This is a genomic window from Bacteroidia bacterium (assembly GCA_039924845.1).
Lineage (GTDB): Bacteria > Bacteroidota > Bacteroidia > DATLTG01 > DATLTG01 > DATLTG01.
Genome location: JBDTAC010000074.1, coordinates 16708 through 38602, shown reverse-complemented (window position 1 = coordinate 38602; position 21895 = coordinate 16708). Strand labels below are relative to the sequence as shown.

The 21895-nt window shown below is 36.2% G+C and carries 19 protein-coding genes; 12 read left to right on the top strand and 7 right to left on the bottom strand.

Annotated elements, in window-relative coordinates; all coding sequences use genetic code 11:
• Positions 1-2: 2 nt before the first annotated feature.
• Positions 3-986, bottom strand: a complete 984-nt coding sequence (nadA, locus tag ABIZ51_08310; protein MEO7088777.1) for a quinolinate synthase NadA — start codon at positions 984-986, stop codon at positions 3-5.
• Positions 987-1423: 437 nt separating this feature from the next.
• Here nadA and rpiB point away from each other — a divergent pair, with 437 nt between their 5' ends.
• The 3 genes from rpiB (at position 1424) to ABIZ51_08295 (ending at position 4179) form a co-directional block, all read left to right on the top strand.
• Positions 1424-1864 carry a ribose 5-phosphate isomerase B gene (gene rpiB, locus ABIZ51_08305; protein ID MEO7088776.1) on the top strand — a complete coding sequence of 147 codons (441 nt, stop codon included), beginning with the start codon at positions 1424-1426 and terminating at the stop codon, positions 1862-1864.
• Between the two features lie 10 nt (positions 1865-1874).
• Positions 1875-3254, top strand: a complete 1380-nt coding sequence (locus tag ABIZ51_08300) for a lactate utilization protein B (protein MEO7088775.1) — start codon at positions 1875-1877, stop codon at positions 3252-3254.
• 172 nt (positions 3255-3426) lie between these two features.
• Positions 3427-4179, top strand: coding sequence for a DUF2249 domain-containing protein (locus ABIZ51_08295; GenBank protein MEO7088774.1), 753 nt, complete (start codon positions 3427-3429; stop codon positions 4177-4179).
• A gap of 58 nt (positions 4180-4237) precedes the next feature.
• Here ABIZ51_08295 and ABIZ51_08290 read toward each other — a convergent pair whose 3' ends face one another.
• The 6 genes from ABIZ51_08290 to mnmG form a co-directional block, all read right to left on the bottom strand.
• On the bottom strand, positions 4238-4753 hold the full coding sequence (locus ABIZ51_08290) for a hemerythrin domain-containing protein (GenBank protein ID MEO7088773.1): 516 nt from the start codon (positions 4751-4753) through the stop codon (positions 4238-4240).
• 86 nt (positions 4754-4839) lie between these two features.
• Positions 4840-5943, bottom strand: coding sequence for an AI-2E family transporter (locus tag ABIZ51_08285; GenBank protein ID MEO7088772.1), 1104 nt, complete (start codon positions 5941-5943; stop codon positions 4840-4842).
• 88 nt (positions 5944-6031) lie between these two features.
• Positions 6032-6271, bottom strand: coding sequence for a hypothetical protein (locus tag ABIZ51_08280; GenBank protein MEO7088771.1), 240 nt, complete (start codon positions 6269-6271; stop codon positions 6032-6034).
• Positions 6272-6313: 42 nt separating this feature from the next.
• Entirely contained in the window at positions 6314-7471 is a 1158-nt protein-coding gene (locus ABIZ51_08275; protein ID MEO7088770.1) for an aminotransferase class I/II-fold pyridoxal phosphate-dependent enzyme, read from the bottom strand.
• 325 nt (positions 7472-7796) lie between these two features.
• Positions 7797-8687 carry a class I SAM-dependent methyltransferase gene (locus ABIZ51_08270; GenBank protein ID MEO7088769.1) on the bottom strand — a complete coding sequence of 297 codons (891 nt, stop codon included), beginning with the start codon at positions 8685-8687 and terminating at the stop codon, positions 7797-7799.
• 45 nt (positions 8688-8732) lie between these two features.
• A complete protein-coding gene (gene mnmG, locus ABIZ51_08265) occupies positions 8733-10595 on the bottom strand; it encodes a tRNA uridine-5-carboxymethylaminomethyl(34) synthesis enzyme MnmG (GenBank protein MEO7088768.1) in 1863 nt (620 codons plus the stop codon).
• Between the two features lie 982 nt (positions 10596-11577).
• On the opposite strand from mnmG, the gene ABIZ51_08260 reads away from it, so the two are divergent.
• The 9 genes from ABIZ51_08260 to ABIZ51_08220 all read left to right on the top strand — a co-directional run bounded on the left by ABIZ51_08260 (position 11578) and on the right by ABIZ51_08220 (position 21857).
• Entirely contained in the window at positions 11578-13332 is a 1755-nt protein-coding gene (locus tag ABIZ51_08260; GenBank protein ID MEO7088767.1) for a PKD domain-containing protein, read from the top strand.
• A 172-nt stretch (positions 13333-13504) separates the two neighbouring features.
• Complete coding sequence (holB, locus tag ABIZ51_08255; GenBank protein ID MEO7088766.1) at positions 13505-14632, top strand: DNA polymerase III subunit delta'; 1128 nt, start codon at positions 13505-13507, stop codon at positions 14630-14632.
• A gap of 40 nt (positions 14633-14672) precedes the next feature.
• Positions 14673-15845: a regulatory iron-sulfur-containing complex subunit RicT gene (gene ricT, locus ABIZ51_08250; GenBank protein ID MEO7088765.1), complete on the top strand. Its 1173-nt coding sequence runs from the start codon at positions 14673-14675 to the stop codon at positions 15843-15845.
• Positions 15842-16321 carry a gliding motility lipoprotein GldH gene (locus tag ABIZ51_08245; GenBank protein MEO7088764.1) on the top strand — a complete coding sequence of 160 codons (480 nt, stop codon included), beginning with the start codon at positions 15842-15844 and terminating at the stop codon, positions 16319-16321. Before ricT ends, ABIZ51_08245 begins: the two co-directional genes overlap by 4 nt.
• Before the next feature lie 99 nt (positions 16322-16420).
• Positions 16421-16852, top strand: coding sequence for a DUF4442 domain-containing protein (locus ABIZ51_08240; protein MEO7088763.1), 432 nt, complete (start codon positions 16421-16423; stop codon positions 16850-16852).
• A gap of 142 nt (positions 16853-16994) precedes the next feature.
• The gene (locus ABIZ51_08235) at positions 16995-17669 is read left to right on the top strand and encodes an SCO family protein (GenBank protein ID MEO7088762.1); all 675 of its coding nucleotides are present in this window, start codon (positions 16995-16997) and stop codon (positions 17667-17669) included.
• Positions 17666-18778 (top strand): chorismate mutase, encoded by a 1113-nt coding sequence (locus ABIZ51_08230; GenBank protein ID MEO7088761.1) that lies wholly within the window; start codon positions 17666-17668, stop codon positions 18776-18778. Before ABIZ51_08235 ends, ABIZ51_08230 begins: the two co-directional genes overlap by 4 nt.
• A 19-nt stretch (positions 18779-18797) precedes the next feature.
• Positions 18798-20507 carry a single-stranded-DNA-specific exonuclease RecJ gene (gene recJ, locus ABIZ51_08225; protein MEO7088760.1) on the top strand — a complete coding sequence of 570 codons (1710 nt, stop codon included), beginning with the start codon at positions 18798-18800 and terminating at the stop codon, positions 20505-20507.
• Positions 20508-20675: 168 nt separating this feature from the next.
• A complete protein-coding gene (locus ABIZ51_08220; protein ID MEO7088759.1) occupies positions 20676-21857 on the top strand; it encodes a choice-of-anchor tandem repeat GloVer-containing protein in 1182 nt (393 codons plus the stop codon).
• Positions 21858-21895: the final 38 nt, after the last annotated feature.

Sequence of the window (21895 nt, the reverse complement as noted above, 5' to 3'; positions counted from 1 at the left end):
CATTATAAAGCAAATTTAGCAGATAATTCGAGCATTTTATCAATTGGTTTTTTTGATTTCGCTAAAATTTCTTCGCTCAATTTTATTTCTGGACTTTCATTTAACATGCATAAATATAATTTTTCGAGTGTATTTAATTTCATGTGCGGACAATCATTACATGCGCAATTATTATCTGGTGGCGCTGGAATAAATATTTTTTCTGGAGAATTTTTTGCCATCTGATGAATAATTCCCGATTCCGTTACTACGATAAATGTATTTGATTTTTCGTTTTTCGTATAATTTAATAAAGCGGATGTAGAACCAATAAAATCAGCATATTGAAGCACTATTTCTTCACATTCTGGATGCGCAATAATTTTTGCTTCCGGAAAATTTTCTTTTAACTGAATTAGTTTTTTTGCAGAAAATATTTCGTGAACCATGCACGATCCATTCCACAAAACCATATCTCTACCCGTTTTTTTAATGATATACTTTCCGAGATTTTTATCAGGCGCAAAAATAATTTTTTGATTTTTTGGTAATGAATTTACAATTTTTTCAGCGTTGCTGGATGTACAAATAATATCCGTCATTGCCTTTATTTCGGCAGTACAATTGATGTAAGAAATCACTAAATGATCAGGGTGTTCTTCTTTAAATTTATAAAATTTTTCGGGTGGACAAGAATCTGCGAGCGAACATCCTGCTTTCAAATCCGGCAATAAAACTTTCTTTTTCGGATTAATTATTTTTGCCGTTTCCGCCATAAAATGAACTCCTGCAAAAACAATTATGTCGGCTTGCGTTTTTACAGCTTGTTGCGCCAAAGCCAAACTATCTCCAATAAAATCAGCAATGTCCTGTATATCGGCTTCTTGGTAGTAATGGGCAAGTATAACGGCATTTTTTTCTTTTTTCAGTTTGTTTATTTCCTCGAACAAATCTAAGGATAAATCAATATCGCTTTCTGAAAAAAACTTTTTAGGTTTTAACAACATAATATATTTATATTTTATTTTTTAATAATTATAGTAGTAATAATAGCGTGTTGAAATGGTTTATAAAATAATTTTGTTTTGATAGTATTTATGATTTATTAAAAGTTAAGAACAATATTTTACTTTTTAGAAATAGATAAAGTACTGATTTTTAAAATAATTCACTTTTATAAACAATCAAGTAATAACTTATTTGTTGGTAAAAGAAACCACTTTTGACAGTATAAAATTACTAAAAACTTGTTATTAAAATGATGTAAAATAAAGTTTAAATATTTTCCAATTAGTTTTAATTTGATAAGAGAAATAAGAATTCAATAATTGTTCAGAAAAAAAAAAAATTTAATAACGATTTTTTAAAATTATCAACACAAAACTTGTTTATATATTTTTGTGTTGATAAAGAACGGTTTAGGATTTCTCGGTATTATTGTACCATGGAAAAAAAATTTTTGGCAATCGGTTCCGACCATGCTGGTTTTGCATTAAAAGAAAAAATAAAGTTACATCTTTCAAAACAAAATTTTGAAATAAAAGATTTCGGAACACATTCTGAAGAACGCGCCGATTACTCGGATTACGGACATTTAGTTGCAAAAGAAGTTGCCGAAAAAAAAATTTCCGGAGGCATTTTAATCTGCGGAAGCGGAAATGGAATTAATATGACAGCGAATAAACACGCCGGAATTAGAGCCGCTTTGTGTTGGAAAGAAGAAATTGCTCAACTCGCGCGACAACACAACGACGCGAATATAATTGTTTTACCCGCCAGATTTATTAGTGATGATGAGGCTTTTAAATGTGTAGATGTTTTTTTTAAAACAGCATTTGAAGGCGGAAGACATTGTGGAAGAGTAGAAAAGATAGATCTTAAATAATTTTTTTTAGATGGAACGTGTAGAGAAATTTTTAGAGAATGCCGAAAAACAAGTTTTTGATGTGGAACAGAAATCCATTCTCAAAAAAAGTTTTTCGCAGTACGAAAATTATTTTTCTGAAGCCGTTTTACAATACGAAAATTTAGATTTAGCAAAGAAAAGAGCCGCTAATCTGAAAAACAAAACCATCGAAGAATTGGATAAATATTTGGTAGATTTTGAAACCAATTTTACCAAAAAAGGCGGGAAAATAATTTGGGCGCAAGATGACAAAGAAGCACTTCAGGAAATTTTACAAATTCTAAAAAAGCACGACGCAAAAACCGTAGTAAAAGCAAAATCAATGCTTACGGAAGAAATTGAATTGAATAAATTTTTGCATGAAAATCAAATTGAAGCGCTGGAAACCGATGTGGGACAATACATTCAGCAAGTTGCCGAAGAAACGTCGTATCATTTAGTTAATCCATCCATTCATAAAAGTAAAGCCCAAATCAATAAATTATTGAACGAAAAAAAAGGTGTTCATCCGGAAAGTTCCGCGGAAGACATGGTTTTTTTTATTCGAAATTCCTTGCGCTCCAACTATTTTTCTGCGCAAGTCGGAATCAGCGGTGCTAATTTTTTAATTGCAGATACTGGCTCTGTAGCACTCACGGAAAATGAAGGGAACATTGGGCTTTCCGTTTCTTGTCCAAAAATTCACATTGTGATTGCAGGCATCGAAAAAATGATTCCGTCGATGAACGATTTGGATTTATTTTGGTCTTTATTGGCAACTTACGGAACAGGACAAAATTTGACGGCGTATAATTCGATTGTCAGCGGACCGCGCCAAACGGGCGAAACAGATGGTCCAGAAGAAATGTATGTGATTTTATTGGACAATGGCAGATCGAATTTATTGGCGGAGCAAGACAGGCGTGCGGCACTTTCCTGCATTCGTTGCGGCGCTTGCCAAAATGTATGTCCTGTTTTTCAAAATATTGGAGGACACGCTTACGATACAACGTACGGCGGACCGATTGGCTCCGTTATTACGCCGCATTTAAAAGGAATGGACGGATATAAACACTTGAGTTTTGCTTCTTCGCTTTGCGGAAAATGCACGCAAAGTTGTCCGGTAAATATTGACATTCATAAAATGCTTTTGTACAATCGCAGAGATTCTATAAAGACTGGTAACACTACGAAAGCAGAGAATTGGATGTGGTTTTTTTGGAAAGGCGCGATGTTAAAACGTGCGAAAATGGAAAAAGGCGGCGCGAAAGTGAAGAATTTTATGTTGAAACAATTCTTCAAAAAATCCTGGGGCGAAAGGCGCGATTTACCACAAGTTGCCGCAAAATCCTTCAATCAAATTTGGCGAGAACGAATGAAAATTTCGTGAGTTATTTTTGAAATTTAGGTCTTCAAAAATTATTTTTTCAAGAGGAGCTTTGTTGCAATAAGCGCAGGATCGGGAAATGCAATTTTCCATTAATAATAAAATTTCCATTTAAATCCGTAATATTGTCCTAAAATAAGATAAAAAGACCTTTATATCTTAAAATAAAAATATCATGAAAAATAAAATACACACAGAAGAGCTGGATATGCGCGTGTTTATCCCTATAGAAAGACATAAAAAATTAATACAACTCTTCAAGGAATTACCCGTTGATGGAAGTTTTATCTTTATAAATGATCATGATCCTATCCCGCTCTATTACGAGTTTCGTTCCATTTATGGAGATGTGGTTGGTTGGGAATATCTCAATCGTGCGGGTAGAGAATGGAAGGTAAAAGTTACACGAACTGAGGATTCTCAGGGCAGAGAATTTACGGATATTTCTACCTTGCTCGATCTTCGGAAAGCAGATGAAAAAGAGTGGAAACAAATCGTATTTCACCGTTACGGGATGATGGAACAAGGCAATACCATGGAAATTATTGCTGCGGAAGATCCAATAGAAATTCACGGTATTTTTGTAAGAAAGTTTGATGGACAACATTCTTGGATTTATAAAAAGCAAGAACCCAATGAATTCGTTGTTCACATCACTAAAAAAGTGAAAAGCGATTTAGAAGATGATGGTTTTTCGGTGGTGAACGAATTTGATTTACGATCTTTTCCGCCAACAGAACGGCATGAAATGTTTTATAAAGCCTTTGCTGATATAACGTCTGGTGAAGCCTTTGAATTTATCAACGATCATGATCCCAAACCGCTTTATTATCAAATGGAAGCAGAAAGCAAAGAACCTTTTAAGTGGGAATATTTAGAAAAAGGTCCTGAAGAATGGAAAGTGAGAGTCATCAAAACAAAAGCATGATTTTTTAGAGAACAAAAAATAGTTCCCTTTTTCATTTTTAGGATTTTATCTTGGATAATTAATTAGAGTTTCTGCTAATTTCATCAAAATCATAACCGGCTCTCGCCAATGCTCGCCGTGCCGATTCTATTGCAATGGGCGCTGGATTAGACGGATGAACAGGCACTTCTTCGGTATTTGCCAGTTGGATTAAAAGCTCCTTTGTTTCTCCGTGCGTCAACGCTTCACACACATCGTACAATCCTCCGGGCTCCTCTTCAGCCAAATCGTGTTTTTCTAAAAGATGCCTTATCACTTTTATCAGAGACGAAGTAGGCGGAGGCACCATTAAGGCAGTTATTGCTCCATGATCGAGGCGATACCTTGGAATAAGTTGCTGCATCAATTCAAGATTTGCTTTTTTTGCTGCAGGAAAAAGAGTTTTTTCTTCCATTTTAATGTGACGCAATAATCGGGTTCTGAATTGATGATAATAATTCATTTCGATTTCGTCCGCTTGCTCAGTTGCCTTATGCAATAATTGATCAATGCGGTGATGGTCTTCTGTAAAAAATTGATGCAAGGGTTTGTTCATAGATTTTGAAGTGCTAAATTCAAATTACTAATGTTGTTTATTTTTTGTGCCCGTCAAATAATTGATGAAAAATATTTATAGTCAGTTTACTTATTAATTTTTTTCTTCCTCTTTTTAATTTTAAAACGTATAATATCAGGCATGGTATCTCCCAATAAAAATCCAAAAGGTTTTACTATTTCAATACGGTCAAAAACAAGCTTAATAACTCCAGTAAGCGGGATTGCAAGAAACATACCGGGTACTCCCCAAATTGCTCCTCCAGTAAGTACTGCGGTTATTGCTACAAGCGCATTAATTTTTACCTTGGCGGCAACTACCTTAGGAATAATATAGCTGTTATCAATTACATGAACGAACACAAAAAGCATTGCAATCCAAAGCACACCAGATGCTGAATCTTTGGTTGTGAAATCAATGAGCATATATAAAGTAACAGCCAGAACTCCACCGATATATGGAATAATATTCAGTAGCGCTCCGATAATCCCCAATAGTATTGCATATTCTATTCCTATAATTAAAAGTCCAGCCGAATACATGGTAGCTACAATAGCAGCTTCAATAAGCAATCCGATTAAATAACTTTGAATCAGCGATTTTGTGCTCGAAAGAAACTCGTCCACCTGTTGCTTGTGAAGCTTTCCGGCTAATTTCTGCAAAAATTCCATCAACAATGGTTTGTAAAATAATATCATGAAAATATAAATAGGAATAATCAGCAATACAAACAGAGTACTTTCCATACTCGAAATGGCTGAACTTATGCCGGAGCTGAATTTGCTCAGTTCTTCCCCTCTTGTTTTTGCTAACCAATCCATAATAGACCCCGCGCTGATATTAAAATATCCTGAAAAATCGTTTACAGATTGATCTAATAATTTATAAAATTTATCAATAACAAGAGGCAGTGATTCGCTGAAATGGCTTGCCTGAGAAGACAGGAAAATAAAAAGCATCGCAATTGAGAAAAGCGCCAATATTAAAGTGATTATAATTGAAAGCACCCTATTTAATCCAATACGTGTAAACAGCCTGACAATGGGATTTAACAGAATCGCAAACAGACTTGCATAAATTATTGGCACAATAATGCTTTGTCCGGCTATTAAAATAGCGAATAAAAAATAGATACCGATGATAGATATTACTATTCTTAGGTAAGTTGGAAATCTGGAAGATTCGTTCATTGTATTTGTAAAAAGATTAATTTATACGAATGTTTGGAAAAATAATGTTCAAAAAATTAATTTTTTGAACGCGAAAAAAATCGAAAAATTATTTTGGAAGATGTTTGTAATCGTCAGCATCAATAATTGTTTCGTCTGGATTTTCAAAAAAATCTAAAGTCCCCGGAACAGAATATAAAATGTCTGAAAGATCCAAATTTACAGAATGTACAACGGCGGTTTTTATTTTTAAGCTATCCGAAAAATTATTTTTTGAAACAGCGTTTTGAGCTTCGCTGTTAAAGCAAAACAAAGAGACAAAACAGATTGCAAAAAAATATTTTTTCATGTCTGAAAAATTACTTTTTCAAATCAAAGATATAAAAATTGTTTAGCCTTTTACTTTTTCCAGTGCTTGTTTTAAATCGGAAATCAATAAATTAGGATCTTCCAAACCGATATAAATGCGTACTAAATTAAAAGGTAATTCGCCAGCTTTTGCTTTAGGCATCGCACAAATAGGAAAAACCAACGATTCGTAACCGCCCCAAGAAGTTGCCATTAAAAAATGTTTTAAGCTGTCGCAGAAAGTATCAATGTCAGAACTATTTTTTGTTTTAATTTGAACAGAAAATAAGCCAGTCGCCTTTTTCATCTGTTTTTTAGCGAGTGCTAATTGCGGATTATTTTTCGAAAAAGGATAAAATATTTTTTCAATTTTCGGATGATTTTCTAAAAATTCTACTACTTGCGCTGTACTTTCAGAAGTCCTGTTGACGCGGATTTCCAGCGTCCTTAATCCGCGAATCATCAACCATGCATCGTGCGGAGAAATAATTCCTCCGATATTCATAAACTCTTCTCCAAACATTTTTTTTATTCTTTCGGACGAGCCGCAAACCACGCCAGCAACCACATCGCTGTGTCCGTTTAAATATTTACTGGCAGAATGGATGACTAAATCAATGCCCATTTTTATAGGACTTTGCTGTAACGGCGATGAATAACTGTTGTCCAGAATCGTAGTAATGTTCTTTTGCTTCGCGATTTTTGATATTGCTTCAATGTCTTGGAGCTCAAAAGTCAATGAATTCGGGCTTTCCAAATAAATTAATTTGGTATTTTCACGAATGGCATTTTCAAAATTTTTGGTTTCGGTTCCATCTACCATTGTGGTGGAAACGCCATATTTTACAAGGTAATTATTCAATAAAGCATTCGTCCAACTATACGGTTTTTTTACGCAAACTACATGATCTCCGGCTTTCGCCACGGACATAATTGCAGCCGCCATTGCAGCAGTTCCGCTTCCAAAAACGAGTGCATCTTCTGCACCTTCCAATGCCGCAATTTTCTTTCGCAAAATTCCTACAGTCGGGTTATAGCCGCGTGTGTAGAAAGGCGTTTCGTATTCATTTAATAAAACTTTTCGCAAATCTTGAACGCTTTTCGCGCAAAAATTAGTGCTTTGCATAATAGGAGGCGTTACCGCATTGAAATAATTGTCGCGCTCTTCGCCCAATTGATTGATGATGTAGGATATATCCATTTGAAAAATTATTTTTTAGAAAGAGAAATTGAATGGCTAAAAGTAAAAACAAAAATCAATCGAAGACGAAAATCAAGTTCGAAAGTGTTTTTATATCCCGAAAAATTATTTTTTTAGTGTAAAAGTATTGATTTTATTGACGCGTGGAACAACCTGTGTTTCTATGCGATTTCCGAGAGGTTCGTTAAAATTGCGAAGCAATGCTCCAAAATAAATGTTTTTGATATTAGAAGGCTTTATTTTTGATTTTTCTTCGTTTTTCGGAGATTTTTAGAGGAGAAATGAATTGCTTCGAAAAAATAATTTTTCAAAAGAGAAAATTGATCTATTTATTTTTGATGATATAAATTTGGCTCGAAAATTCTTTTCCAGATTTAATGGCGTTTATATTGGAACGAAATCCATTCCAACATCCCAATATAAAATTGGAATTTCCACGCTTGTATTTTTCACTTAACATAGAAACGTAAAATGAATCCAAGCGCATTGGCAAAACTTGCGTTACTTTCATTTCGTGCTTGGCAAAAATAAATTCAATGTCTTTTGGCGTGAAATGATAAAGGTGTCTCGGCAAATCGTAAGCTGCCCAAAATTGCTTGTAAATTTTTGCGTCTAAGGAAGAACAATTCGGAACGGCAATTAGTAAAGTTCCGTCTTTTTTGAGTAATCTTTTGAGTTCTAAAATACGTTCGTTTAGTTTTGAAACGTGTTCCAAAACATGCCACATGGTAATTATTTCGAATTGATTATTGGAGAAATCTTTTAGTTCTGCTTCTTCTTTTACGTTCAAAAAATAATTTTCGGAAGCGTATTTCCGAGCATCACTTCCGGGTTCAATTCCGAAGGTATTCCATTTCGCTTTTTTGCAGATATTTAAAAATTCTCCAGTTCCACAACCGATGTCCAAAATGTTCTTTTTGTTCCCGCGATTTAATCTTTCTACCAACTGTAGTTTTTTAATTAAGGTGTATTTTCGGACAAATTGATAGATGGAATTAATGAATCCTTTGGAGGAATTGGAATGCGAAATATAGTCTTCAGATTTATAATAATCGCCCAAATTTGCTTCTTCTGGACGGGGGTTTGTGAACTTAAAGCCGCATTTGGCGCAAGCGACAATTTGGAATGTTTCACGTGAAACAGTATTGTCTTTGCAAGATAAAAATGGCGTAAATGAATCTGATTCGCAAGCCGGACAATGAGTTAAAGTTTCCATAAAATCAATAAGAATTGGATGAGTGTTTCACGTGGAACAATGTTTTTATCTTCCTAAATAAACCATTAAAACAGAAATATCCGAAGGGTTTATTCCGCTAATTCGAGATGCTTGTCCGATTGTTTTTGGTTTAATTTTTGAAAGCTTTTCTCGAGCTTCTAATGATAAAGAAGTGAGTTGTTTGTAATCAAAGTCATCGTGTAAAATTAAATTTTCCAAGCGAGTTAGTTTCTCCGCCATTTCATTTTCTCTCGAAATATATCCTTCGTATTTCATTAAAATTTCGGCTTGTTCCAAACTGTCCAAATCGTATTTAGAAATAAAATCTTTAACCTTTTCAGAATGAATCGCGAAGTCAGAAAGTTGAATATTTGGTCGCGTTAAAACACCAAACATTTTTACTTTTTGAGTAATTGGAGAAGAGCCAATCGTTTCTAAAACAGGATTTATTTCAGACGGATCGATACTTTCTTGTTTAAAATAATGTATGATTTCTTGCGTTTGTTTTAGCTTAATTTTTACTTTTTCCAAACGTTTATCATCTGCTAAACCTAATTCGTGTGATTTAGGAGTTAGTCGAATATCAGCATTATCTTGGCGCAATAAAATTCTGTATTCTGCACGTGAAGTAAACATCCGATAAGGTTCGTCCGTTCCTTTCGTTACTAAATCATCAATCAATACACCGATATATGCTTCGGAACGTTGTAAAATAAAAGAATCTTTTTCAGCGACTTTTAAATGTGCGTTAATGCCTGCCATTAAACCTTGACAAGCAGCTTCTTCGTAACCAGTTGTTCCGTTAATTTGTCCTGCGAAAAATAAATTTTCAATTAATTTTGTTTCCAGTGTAAGCGAAAGTTGTTGAGGTGGAAAATAATCGTATTCGATGGCATATCCCGGTCGGAACATTTTAACGTTTTCAAAACCCTGAATCTTTTTAAGTGCCTTATATTGAACATCCTCTGGCAAGGAAGTAGAAAATCCGTTCACATAAATTTCAATCGTATTCCAACCTTCGGGCTCTACAAATATTTGATGGCGTGTACGTTCTGCGAAACGAGTTATTTTATCTTCGATACTTGGACAATAACGCGGACCTAAACCTTTTATGCGCCCTTGAAACATAGGAGATTTCTCAAATCCTGTTCTTAAAATCTCATGTACTTCCTCGTTGGTATAAGTAATGTAGCAACTTTTTTGTTTAGTAAGTGCTTTTGTATCTGTATAAGAGAATTTAGCAGGATTTTCATCTCCGGCTTGTTCTTCCATTTTCGAATAATCAAGAGATCTTCCATCAATTCTGGGAGGTGTACCAGTTTTCATTCTACCGCTTTCAAAACCCAACGATACTAATTGCTCCGTAATTCCTGTCGCGGCTTTTTCTCCCGTTCTTCCTCCTCCAAATTGTTTTTCTCCGATATGAATAATTCCATTTAAAAAAGTACCATTGGTAAGTACTACGCTTTTCGCGAAGATTTCAACACCCATGCCTGTTACAACACCTTCTATTTTGTTGTTTTTGACAAGCAATCCCTTCACCATATCTTGCCAGAAATCAACATTAGGAGTGCTTTCGAGCATTAAACGCCATTCTTCCGCGAAGCGTAAACGGTCACTTTGTGCGCGAGGACTCCACATGGCAGGACCTTTCGAGCGATTCAACATTCGAAATTGAATAGCCGTTTTATCAGTTACAATTCCGGAATATCCACCCAAAGCATCAATTTCTCGTACAATTTGTCCTTTTGCAATACCGCCCATTGCAGGATTACAACTCATTTGGGCTATTGTTTGCATATTCATCGTGATAAGCAAAACAGAAGATCCCATATTGGCAGCAGCAGCGGCAGCTTCGCAACCAGCATGACCGGCACCAACAACTATAACATCGTATTTTTTAAACATTTGCGTGCAAAGATAGGAAAAAGGCTAAAATCAATGGATTAAGAATAAGGTCTTCGAAAAAATAATTTTATGAAGATAAAAAAATCGCATCTTTGGTTGATAAAGAAAAAGCCTTTTTTGGATACAAAGCTTACAAGTTTAATCTGTAACGAAGCACAAAACCAATGCTTCAGCTTCGTGCCTACGAGGGAAACACAAAGCGGATATTTAAATAAAACCACTTACTTCTAAATGACGACAATTATGATTTTATTAGAAATAGAAATACCCCTATCGGGTTTTACTTGGGGTGCTGGCTGCCTTATAGGAGCTATTGGTACCGCCTATTATATTATTCAATCTCCTATGGGAAGAAAAAATCCATCAGGTATATTCGGCATCCTTTGTCATTGGGTGATAGGTTTTGCGATAGCACTTCTATTTTTATGTTTAAGCATTAGCTTTTTTTATGACTGGTGGTTTCATATACCGTTTCGGTAGTGTTCCAAATGTTCCTCAGAGAAATTCTTTTTCGATTTAAAAAACCAGTTTCAAAAAATAATTTTTCAGCAATGAAAAAGGAGCTGAACATGCCTCACGCACAGCTGAACATGTCATACATTTAGGTGAACATGCCTCACGCACAGCTAAACATGTCATACGTTCAGGTGAACTTGCCTCATGCACAGCTGAACATGTCATACATTTAGATGAACATGCCTCACGCACAGCTGAACATGTCATACGTTCAGGTGAACATGCCTCACGCACAGCTGAACATGTCATACGTTCAGATGAACTTGTCTCATGCACAGCTGAATATCAATACGATACAGAAGCCTTCTTTATTTATCCGCGTAAAGCGAATACTGACTACAAGGACAAAAATGTAGATATCTATGATTGGAGCTTCCAATAAAATGCGTTTGAAAAAATAATTTTTGAACGTATTGCTTTTATATTACCTTTGGATACCACATAGAAAAACTGTAAATAAAATCAGATGGAAAAATATACTCAAAAAGAGAAAAGCAAAAAATGGTTATCCATTTTATTGTTTGCTGCCATTATTCTCAACGTAAGTTCAACGCGAGCTTGTACTGGAACAGCAAATTTTACCTACACGTTGGGACCTAACGGATACGTAACATTTAAAAGTACGAGTACTAATCTTCCTGCTTCCCCAAGCTATCAATGGAATCCGGGAGATGGAAATCCGATTGTATATGGCGACACAACCTATGCGCACAGTTATACAGCTAACGGCACTTATACCGTTTCGCTTATTCTTAGCGCTGATAGCAGCACTTGCAGCGATACCGCGAGAATTGCAATTACAATCAGCAATGTTACCGCTCCTTGTATGTTAAGCGCCAGTTTTACAGATACCGTAAACGCAAGTGGAATGGCTAACTTTACCAGTTCATCTACAGGAACAAATTCAGGAACGCAATATTATTGGAATCCTGGAGATGGAAGTCCGACCGTTTTAGGAACTAATATATTTACGCATACTTACATTTATGCAGGTGGATATAATGCTACACTTTCTTTGCGAGATACAGGTACTTCATTTTGTTTAGATTCTATTACGAACTACTTGTATGTATCTACAGCCGATAGCAACGTGTGTCATTTACATGCTAATTTCACATACAGCATTGGTCTTAACGGCAATGTTACATTTACAAATACATCTACCAGTATATCAGGAACTCCAAATGCTCATTGGAATTTTGGCGATGGAAATTCGGACTCCACATCAAATATTAATTACAATCATGCATTTATCGCCAATGGTAATTACAAAGTTGTATTAATGGTGGAAGCAAACGATTCTATGAGTTGTTCGGATACAATTAGTCATACCATTACAATTAGCAACGTATCTGCCTTTCCTTGTACGTTAAGCGCCGGCTTTACTACGGTTAATGATACCACAACAGGACAAGTTCAATTCATCAATACATCTACTGGTACAAATTCTGGAACACAATATTATTGGAGAACAAGTCCAAGTTCAACCGTTGATTCTCTTGCTGGACCCCATTTTGCTCATACATACGGCGCCAATGGCACTTTTCCTGCTTGGTTAATTGTGAGAGACACAGGAACTGCTTTTTGTGTGGATTCTATTATGGAAATGGTAAATGTTTCGAATGTAGATTCTTTGCATGCCAGTTTTGTTGTCGGGAATACACAGTGGAATGACACTTCTTACATCTATACTTTTGTAAGTACATCAACTGGCACCAATAATTTAACAACTTATGCATGGAATCCAGGTGATTCTACTGCAAGTGATACAGGTGTAAATTTGACAACATACACACACGGTTACTTATATCCTGGATTACACACCGTAACGCTATCATTATGGTTTACCAGCTATCCGCGAATAAATCATAAAAATGAACAATCCAGTGCTCCAAAGTATGACCTGACCACTTTTAGTGAAGTCATCAATGTTACTTCTGGTATTCCTACTGTTGCTGGAGAAAATACAATTTTTAAATTATATCCAGATCCAAGCGATGGATTGTTTCGACTCTCACTCAATGGCATAGAACATACTGGTAATGCGGAAGTTCAAATAAGTAATTTACTTGGAGAAGTTGTTTATCAAACTACTATTTCATCTGGCAACGGCGCAATTGTTAAGGATATTAACCTGAAAAATATTTCTAACGGAACATATTTTGTACGCGTAATAACTGCTAATAAAGTGTATAATTCTAAAATTGTTATCAGTAAATAAGCTGAAAAAATAATTTTCTGAGACGAAATTTTGATTCGAAAAAGGGGTTCAAAAAGATATTTTTTTGAACCCCTTTTTATTGCACAAATTTTTGCGATACTTTTTTGATACTCGAAAAAATAATTTTTCAATCCGCCGAAGCGATTATCTTTGTTTTTCAAAATAAAAGGAGATGCAATTCAAAGACGTCATTGGTCAGGAAGATGTAAAAACACGTTTAATTCAATCGTATAAAAACAATCGTGTCAGTCATGCCCAACTTTTTTTAGGTCCGGAAGGCAGCGGGAATTTGCCTTTGGCATTGGCGTATGCACAATTTATTTCGTGTACGGATAAACAAGAAAACGATTCTTGCGGACAATGTAATTCTTGCGTCAAATACAGTAAAATGGCACATCCCGATTTGCATTTAGTGTATCCCATCGCTACTTCTAAAGAAGTAAAAACGAGCGAAAGTTTAGTGGAAAAATGGCGAAATTTATTTTTAGAAAATCCATACATGAGCCTTTTTCAGTGGATAGAACAGTTGGATGCTGAAAATAAACAAGTAATGATTGGCAGTGACGAAAGTGCCTCTATTTTAGAAAAATTAAGTTTAACCAGTTATGAATCTTCGTACAAAATAATGTTGATTTGGATGGCAGAAAAAATGAATGTTTCTGCTGCCAATAAATTATTGAAAATATTAGAAGAGCCTACTGAAAACACTTTGTTTTTACTAGTTTGCGAGAACGAAGAAAATTTATTGCGCACCATTATTTCGCGCACGCAATTGATAAAAATAAAACGCCTTTCGACAGACGAAATTTGTAACGCACTTCAAAAAGACGAGCATTTAGAACGTCCAGAAGCCGTCCGAATCGCTTTATTAGCCGATGGAAATTACAATTCCGCATTAAAGTTTTTACGCGAAGGAAGCAGCAACGAAAATAATTTTTCACTCTTCCGCGAATGGATGCGCATGTGCTTGAAATTTAACGGTGTAAAAGTGGTGGAATGGAACAATCAAATGGCGGCGTTGGGAAGAGAAGAACAAAAGAATTTTTTACATTACGTGTTGCATTTACTACGGGAATGCATGATGTACAGTTATACGGGAACAGAATTAATGCGAACAGAAAATGAAGAATTGGCGTTCGTAAAAAACTTTTCGCCCTTCATTCATGAAAATAATTTGGAGAAATTTATTGATGAAATAAACAGCGCCTGTTTGCAATTGGAACGAAACGCAAATCCCAAATTATTATTCACCGATTTGGCTTTTAAAATCAATGAATTGCTCAACATAAAAAAATCATAACTTTGGGCTTTTAAAAAATAATTTTCTAACACATAAAATCATGGGATGCGGAGGTTGTTCAACCGGAAGAGGATGTAGTACTGCTACCAGCGGAGTGCCTGCGGGTTGCAACAATAACGGCTCTTGCGGAACAGGTGGTTGTAATAAACTCAACGTTTTTGATTGGCTTGCCAACATGGAATTACCGAAAGGTCAGCCCAAAAATGATTGTGTAGAAATCCGTTTTAAAAATAGTCGAAAAGAATTTTGTCGCAATGTGAACGATTTACCACTTGCCGTTGGAGATGTGGTAGCTGTTGAGGCTTCCCCCGGACACGATATTGGAATTATTTCTCTTACCGGAGAATTAGTTCGTTTGCAAATGAATAAAAAAAATGTTTCTGACACTTCTCCTGAAATCAAAAAAATATATCGCAAAGCAAAATCGGTAGATATTGATAAATGGAAAGAAGCACAAGCTTTGGAAGACACTACAATGCACCGTGCGCGCACCATTGCTGTTCGCTTAAAATTGCACATGAAGATTAGCGATGTAGAATATCAAGGCGATAAAACAAAAGCTATTTTTTACTACACAGCCGATGAACGCGTTGATTTCAGGGAATTGATAAAATTAATGGCGGATGAATTTAAAGTGCGAATTGAAATGCGTCAGATTGGCGCCAGACAAGAAGCGAGTCGTTTAGGTGGAATTGGATCTTGTGGGCGCGAATTGTGTTGCTCTACTTGGCTTACCGATTTTCGTTCGGTTACTACCGGTGCGGCGCGTTATCAGCAGCTTTCGCTGAATCCTTTAAAACTTGCTGGACAATGTGGAAAATTAAAATGTTGTCTCAATTATGAATTAGATAGTTATTTGGATGCGCTGAAAGATTTTCCGGACACTTCTCTCAAAATTGAATCCGAAAAAGGAAAAGCATTTCATCAGAAAACAGATATTTTTCGTCGAATCATTTGGTATTCGTATACTTCCGAGCCGGATAAATTTATTCCGATTGAAGTAACGCGAGTAAACGAAATTATTGAAATGAACAAAGGTGGAAAATTTCCGGCAGAATTTGTGAAAGAGCAAGCACCTGTTGTTGTGGAGAAAAAACTGGATTATGAAAATGTGGTTGGACAAGACAGTTTGACGCGCTTTGATCAAAAACGAAAAAAACACAAAAACAAAAAACGCAAAAAACCTTTTGTAAAAACGGCTCCAAAACCATGACGAAAAAAATATTTTTTCGGACGGCTTTTTTTTTAGGATTGATTTTAATCACATTTTCTTCTTGCGATAAAAATCGAGTGTTCGAACAAAATCAAAAAATTCCGGACGATACTTGGGACGCAAAAAACGTGTTGAAATTTCAAGTAAACATTACAGATACCGTTACTCCTACTAATTTTTATGTGAATATTCGCAATACAGATAATTATCCTTACCGAAATATTTTTTTGTTTATCACCACTCGTTTCCCAGACGGAGGAAAAGCAACGGATACCTTGGAATGTACACTTGCCGATCAAAATGGAAAATGGTTGGGTAGCGGCTTAGGCGATATTTGGGACAATCAAATTCTCTTCAAAAAAAATGTGCGTTTTCCGCATACTGGAAATTATATTTTTGAGTACCAACAAGCGATGCGCGCCGAACAACTTCCTGAAATTATGGATGTTGGTTTGCGAATTGAAAAAACGAGATAGAAAATTATTTTTTTGAAGCTGATTTTTACTGCAAAAATAATTTAAAATCGATTGAATTTGAAATTTCGAAAAGTTGTAAAAAATAATTTTCTATTTCGCATGTATTTGCTAAAATCCTTGCCAATGGCTTATTTAGCGGGCATTCGGGTAAAAGAATTTTCGGCAGAAAAAACAATTTTAAGCATTCAGTTTTCGTGGCTCACACAAAATCCTTTTCGTTCTATTTACTTTGCCTGTTTGGCGATGGCGGCAGAAATAAGTACGGGATTATTGGTAATGAACGGCATTTATAATTCATCTCCAAAAATTTCGATGTTGGTAACAAAAAATCAATCTTCATTTTTTAAAAAAGCAGTTGGAAAAATTTCTTTTACGTGTTCGGATGGCAAATTAATTTCGGAAGCCATTCAACAAGCAAAGCAAAATGAAAGTGGAATAACAATTGATGTAAAATCAGTTGGCGTGGATGAAGCAGGCGATACAGTCGCAGAATTCTTTTTTACTTGGTCGTTAAAAGCAAAAAATAAATAGACCAAAAATGCGTTTGAAAAATTATTTTTTTGAGACCAATTTTTGAGTTCAAAAAACAGTGTCGAAAAATTAATTTTTCGACGGAATAAATAGCTTTCCTTCTGTTCTTTGAGTAATTTTGTCGCGAAAAAAATTTCTCGTCATGAAAAAATCAACCACCAATATCATCCTTGTTTTTTCTGCAATTGTGGCGCTTGGCATCGGCTATTTTATTTCCGCGCACCCAAAACCCATGCATTATTTGCCGTATTACGGCCCAAAAGAAGTAGATTCTGCACTCGTAAATGGGCAATACAAGCGCGATACGGTTTATCATCGCGTAGGCGATTTTAATGTGATTGACCAAAGCGGAAAAAAGATTTCTCAAAAGGATTTTGATAATAAAATTTACGTCGCTGATTTTTTCTTCACCACTTGCCAAGGTCAATGTTTGCAGATGTCTTCTCAAATGGAACGCGTTTTCAAAAAATATAAAAACAATTCATACGTAAAATTTATTTCGTATTCCGTCAATCCTGTCGGCGATTCTGTGCCTGCTTTAGCGGCTTACGCGAAGTTGCACGATGCGGATCCGAACCAATGGCATTTGGTTACTGGCGATAAAAAGGAAATTTATGATTTGGCGCGCACGTCTTATTTTGCTTCTGTTTCGCAAGGTGATGGCGGCGCGGATGATTTTTTACATCCGAAAGAATTTTCGTTGGTGGACAAAGAAAAACACATTCGCGGATTGTACGATGGCACGGATTCTACGGATATTAACCGAATGATGGTGGACATCGATTTGCTTTTGCAGGCGTACGCGCAAAAAAAATGAACCAACATCCTACATTAAAAATAAGCGCCTTGCGCGATTGGCTGCCAAATGCCGGAAATCCTTTATTAATAAGCGGTCCCTGTGGTGCCGAAACCGAAAAACAAGTGTTGGAAACGGCACTGGAATTGAAAAAAAAAACGGCAGTAAGTATTTTTCGCGCTGGAATTTGGAAGCCGCGCACACGCCCAAATTCCTTTGAAGGAGCGGGATCCATCGCATTACAATGGTTAAAAAAAGTGAAAGCAGAAACGGGTTTGCTCACTGCCGTGGAAGTGGCGAATGCGCATCACGTTCACGAAGCTTTGGAAGGCGGCGTTGATGTACTTTGGATTGGAGCGCGCACGACCGCAAATCCTTTCTCTGTGCAAGAAATAGCCGATGCATTAAAAGATGTTGATATTCCGGTGATGGTGAAAAACCCCGTTAATCCAGATGTTCAGTTATGGATGGGCGCTTTGGAAAGAATTAACCAAGCAGGAATTACCAAGCTAATTGCTATTCACAGAGGTTTTTCTGCGTTCAAAAAAACAAAATATCGAAATGATCCGCAATGGCAAATTCCGATTGAGCTAAAACTTTTTTTTCCGGAACTGCCCATTATCTGCGATCCCAGCCACATTTGTGGGAAAAGGAATTTGCTAGCATCCGTTGCTCAAAAAGCGCTTGATATGGATATGGCAGGCTTGATGATTGAGTCGCACATCCATCCCGACAAGGCTTTGAGCGATGCGCAGCAACAAATTACGCCCGACGAACTCGCAGCATTAATGAAGGGCTTAATTGTAAAAAATCCAAATTCACACAATAAAGAATTTAAAAATAGGTTAGAACAACTGCGTGTTTTGATGGATGAGATCGACGATGAATTGTTTCAATCGCTTGCAAAAAGGATGGAAATTGCGGAAGAAATTGGGGAATACAAACGCGATAATAACGTAACTGTTCTTCAAATAAAAAGATGGGAAAGCATTTTAAACAGGCAATTAAAAATGGCTGAAACATTGGGTTTAAGCGAAGATTTTATCAAAGAAATATTAGAAGCGATACATAAAGAATCCATTCAAAAGCAAATTCAAATTGTGAAAAAAAATTCCGTAAAACGAGATTGAAAAAAATATTTTTTTGAGGATGGAAAAACGTTGGGAAATCAAAAAAGCGGGAGATAAAACGTTGGTGGAAAATCTGGCGGAAGAACTCAAAATAGATTCAATAACAGCGAATTTATTGGTGCAACGCGGCGTACACAATTACGACGAAGCAAAATTTTATTTTCGTCCGCAATTGAGTTTTTTACACGATCCTTTTTTGATGAAAGACATGGACAAAGCCATTCTGCGAATTGAAAAAGCACTTGCAAAAAAGGAAAAAATTTTAATTTACGGAGATTATGATGTAGACGGGACAACCGCTGTAGCATTGGTTTATGCGTTTTTCAAAAAAATATTTTCTCAAATAGATTATTACATTCCAGATCGTTATTCGGAAGGTTACGGAATTTCTTTTGCGGCGATTGATTTTGCTCAAAAAAATAATTTTTCGCTCGTCATTGCGTTGGATTGCGGCATCAAAGCGAATGAAAAAATAAAGTACGCAAACGAAAAAAACATCGATTTTATTATTTGCGATCACCATCGTCCAGGAGATGAGATTCCCAATGCTGTTGCGGTGCTCGATCCTAAACGCGCAGATTGCACGTATCCTTTTGATGAACTTTCCGGTTGCGGAATTGGATTCAAATTAGTGCAAGCTTACACTCAAAAAAATAATTTTTCGACGAGTGAATTAAACGCTTATTTGGATTTGGTTGCGATTAGTATTGCTGCGGATATTGTACCAATTGTAGGCGAAAATAGAATTCTTGCACATTTTGGATTGAAACAGTTGAATACCGCGCCGCGACCAGGAATAAAAGCAATTTTACAATTAAATAATCTCAAAAAAGAACTTTCCGTTACGGATATTGTGTTTGTAATTAGCCCGCGCATTAACGCTGCTGGCCGCATGGAAAGCGGAAAAAAAGCCGTTGAATTATTGATTTCGGAGAAAGAAGAAAACGCATTGGATTCGGGTAGAAACATCAACATCACCAATTCGGAACGTAAAAATATCGACACCATAATTACGCAGCAAGCCATTGATATGATTGAAGAAGATGCGGAAATGGTGGACAGGAAAACAACCGTACTTTTTTATCCCGAATGGCACAAAGGCGTTATCGGAATTGTGGCTTCGCGCTTGATAGAAAAATATTATCGCCCTACGATTATTTTAACGGAATCGTCAGGAATGGCAACAGGCTCCGCGCGATCGGTAAAAGATTTTGATGTGTATTACGCGATTGAAAAATGCGGCGATTTACTCGAACAATTTGGCGGACATAAATATGCGGCAGGCTTGACAATGAAATTGGAAAATGTGAAAATTTTTATGGAACGATTTGAAAAAATTGTTTCTGAAACGATTGAAGAACGTTTGCTAACGCCAGAAATTGAAATTGACGCTGAATTAAAATTTGAAGATATTACGCCGAAATTTTTTCGATTGCTAAAACAATTTGCACCATTTGGTCCGCAAAATATGACGCCGATTTTTATCTCAAAAAATGTTATAAGTGTCGGAAATCCAAGTATTGTAGGCGTAAATCATTTGAAAATAATGATTGGAAATTCAAGCGCTCCAAAAAATAATTTTTCGGCGATTGGATTTAATATGGGGCAATATTATCAACACGTTTCAGAAAAAAAATCGTTTGATATTTGTTATTCTATTGAGGAAAATGAATGGAACGGAAACGTTTCGTTGCAATTGGTATTAAAGGATATCCGAAAATCAGAATAAAAAACCTTCTTATAAAAGGAGCTTTGAAAAATTATTTTTTCGAAGTCACTTTTGATACGCTTTCTTTTGCTGTTGTTCGTGCTTTCTCCAAAATTATATGCCAACGTAACATTTTTTTGATACTTTTGTTTGCAGCTAAAAAATCGCACCTAATTCCAAACCTAAGAGATGAAAAAACTAAGTCTTATCCTTCTATCAATCGTAGTAATTACTTCGTGTAAAAAATCAGATACCCCTACTTCAACATCCACACCATCTACGCCAGTTACACCAAGTGGAGGAACATTTACAAATCTTTTCAACTTTACTTCAACAACCGGACAAAATCCCTACGGCTCATTAATTCTCTCGGGTACCATCTTATACGGAATGACATCAGCTGGCGGAACAAATGGACTTGGAAACATTTTCTCTATTCAAACTAACGGAACAGGATATACTGATTTACATGATTTCGCAGGAGGCACAGCAGATGGCAGTGGACCTAGCAGTGATTTAATAATTATTGGCAGCACCCTGTATGGCATGACACCACAGGGTGGCGCTAATGGCGCTGGCGTTATATTTTCCATAAGCACCAGCGGAGGTGCAATTAGTATACTTCACGCTTTTGGAAGCACTGCAAACGACGGTGTTCATCCTCAAGGCGGTTTAACCGTTTCCGGAAACACCCTCTATGCAACAACGCCGACTGGAGGAGCAAATGGACTCGGAAATATTTTTTCCTTCAACCTTACTGGAAATGTTTATACCGACCTATATGACTTTAATAGCGGAACAACTGGCATGGAGCCATATTGCACATTAGCACTTGCCAATGGCGTATTATACGGAACCGCTTATTTGGGCGGCGGATCTGCCAACGACGGAACTGTATTCTCATACACTATTAGCAGCAAAATTTTTACTAAATTGGTTACTTTTACTGGAACCAATGGTGCCAACCCCGACGGTTCAGTAATTCTATCAGGAACTACATTGTATGGAATGACTAATGCGGGAGGAGCCAATAGCCTTGGTAATGTATATGCTGTAAGCACCACTGGCACAGGCTTTACCGACTCATTCGATTTTACAGGAATAAATGGCTCTACGCCTTATGGCACTTTTATAATTAACGGAAGCACCCTGTATGGTATGACAACCGATGGCGGAACAGCTGCTGGAGGAGATGTTTTTTCTATAAGTACGGGAGGTACTGGGTTTACCAATTTGGTCAATTTCAGTACTACTGCTTCTCCGGGCGCGTTTCCACATGGTTCCTTGGTTCTTTCAAACAACGTATTGTATGGAATGACTAATGCTGGCGGACTAAATAGTTTTGGCACTATTTTCAAGTACTCACTTTAATATAATTAACTCAAGTTTTTTATCTTCCGAAAAAAGTT

Bases quoted from the DNA above. Each gene is read 5' to 3' on its own strand.
- ABIZ51_08245 (MEO7088764.1), top strand. From the start codon at position 15,842: ATGACGAAAAAAATATTTTTTCGGACGGCTTTTTTTTTAGGATTGATT.
- ABIZ51_08290 (MEO7088773.1), bottom strand. From the start codon at position 4,753: ATGAACAAACCCTTGCATCAATTTTTTACAGAAGACCATCACCGCATT.
- ABIZ51_08285 (MEO7088772.1), bottom strand. From the start codon at position 5,943: ATGAACGAATCTTCCAGATTTCCAACTTACCTAAGAATAGTAATATCT.
- ABIZ51_08295 (MEO7088774.1), top strand. From the start codon at position 3,427: ATGAAAAATAAAATACACACAGAAGAGCTGGATATGCGCGTGTTTATC.
- holB (MEO7088766.1), top strand. From the start codon at position 13,505: ATGCAATTCAAAGACGTCATTGGTCAGGAAGATGTAAAAACACGTTTA.
- ABIZ51_08260 (MEO7088767.1), top strand. From the start codon at position 11,578: ATGGAAAAATATACTCAAAAAGAGAAAAGCAAAAAATGGTTATCCATT.
- recJ (MEO7088760.1), top strand. From the start codon at position 18,798: ATGGAAAAACGTTGGGAAATCAAAAAAGCGGGAGATAAAACGTTGGTG.
- ABIZ51_08235 (MEO7088762.1), top strand. From the start codon at position 16,995: ATGAAAAAATCAACCACCAATATCATCCTTGTTTTTTCTGCAATTGTG.
- ABIZ51_08230 (MEO7088761.1), top strand. From the start codon at position 17,666: ATGAACCAACATCCTACATTAAAAATAAGCGCCTTGCGCGATTGGCTG.
- ABIZ51_08240 (MEO7088763.1), top strand. From the start codon at position 16,421: ATGTATTTGCTAAAATCCTTGCCAATGGCTTATTTAGCGGGCATTCGG.
- ABIZ51_08275 (MEO7088770.1), bottom strand. From the start codon at position 7,471: ATGGATATATCCTACATCATCAATCAATTGGGCGAAGAGCGCGACAAT.
- ricT (MEO7088765.1), top strand. From the start codon at position 14,673: ATGGGATGCGGAGGTTGTTCAACCGGAAGAGGATGTAGTACTGCTACC.
- rpiB (MEO7088776.1), top strand. From the start codon at position 1,424: ATGGAAAAAAAATTTTTGGCAATCGGTTCCGACCATGCTGGTTTTGCA.
- nadA (MEO7088777.1), bottom strand. From the start codon at position 986: ATGTTGTTAAAACCTAAAAAGTTTTTTTCAGAAAGCGATATTGATTTA.
- ABIZ51_08300 (MEO7088775.1), top strand. From the start codon at position 1,875: ATGGAACGTGTAGAGAAATTTTTAGAGAATGCCGAAAAACAAGTTTTT.
- ABIZ51_08220 (MEO7088759.1), top strand. From the start codon at position 20,676: ATGAAAAAACTAAGTCTTATCCTTCTATCAATCGTAGTAATTACTTCG.
- mnmG (MEO7088768.1), bottom strand. From the start codon at position 10,595: ATGTTTAAAAAATACGATGTTATAGTTGTTGGTGCCGGTCATGCTGGT.
- ABIZ51_08280 (MEO7088771.1), bottom strand. From the start codon at position 6,271: ATGAAAAAATATTTTTTTGCAATCTGTTTTGTCTCTTTGTTTTGCTTT.
- ABIZ51_08270 (MEO7088769.1), bottom strand. From the start codon at position 8,687: ATGGAAACTTTAACTCATTGTCCGGCTTGCGAATCAGATTCATTTACG.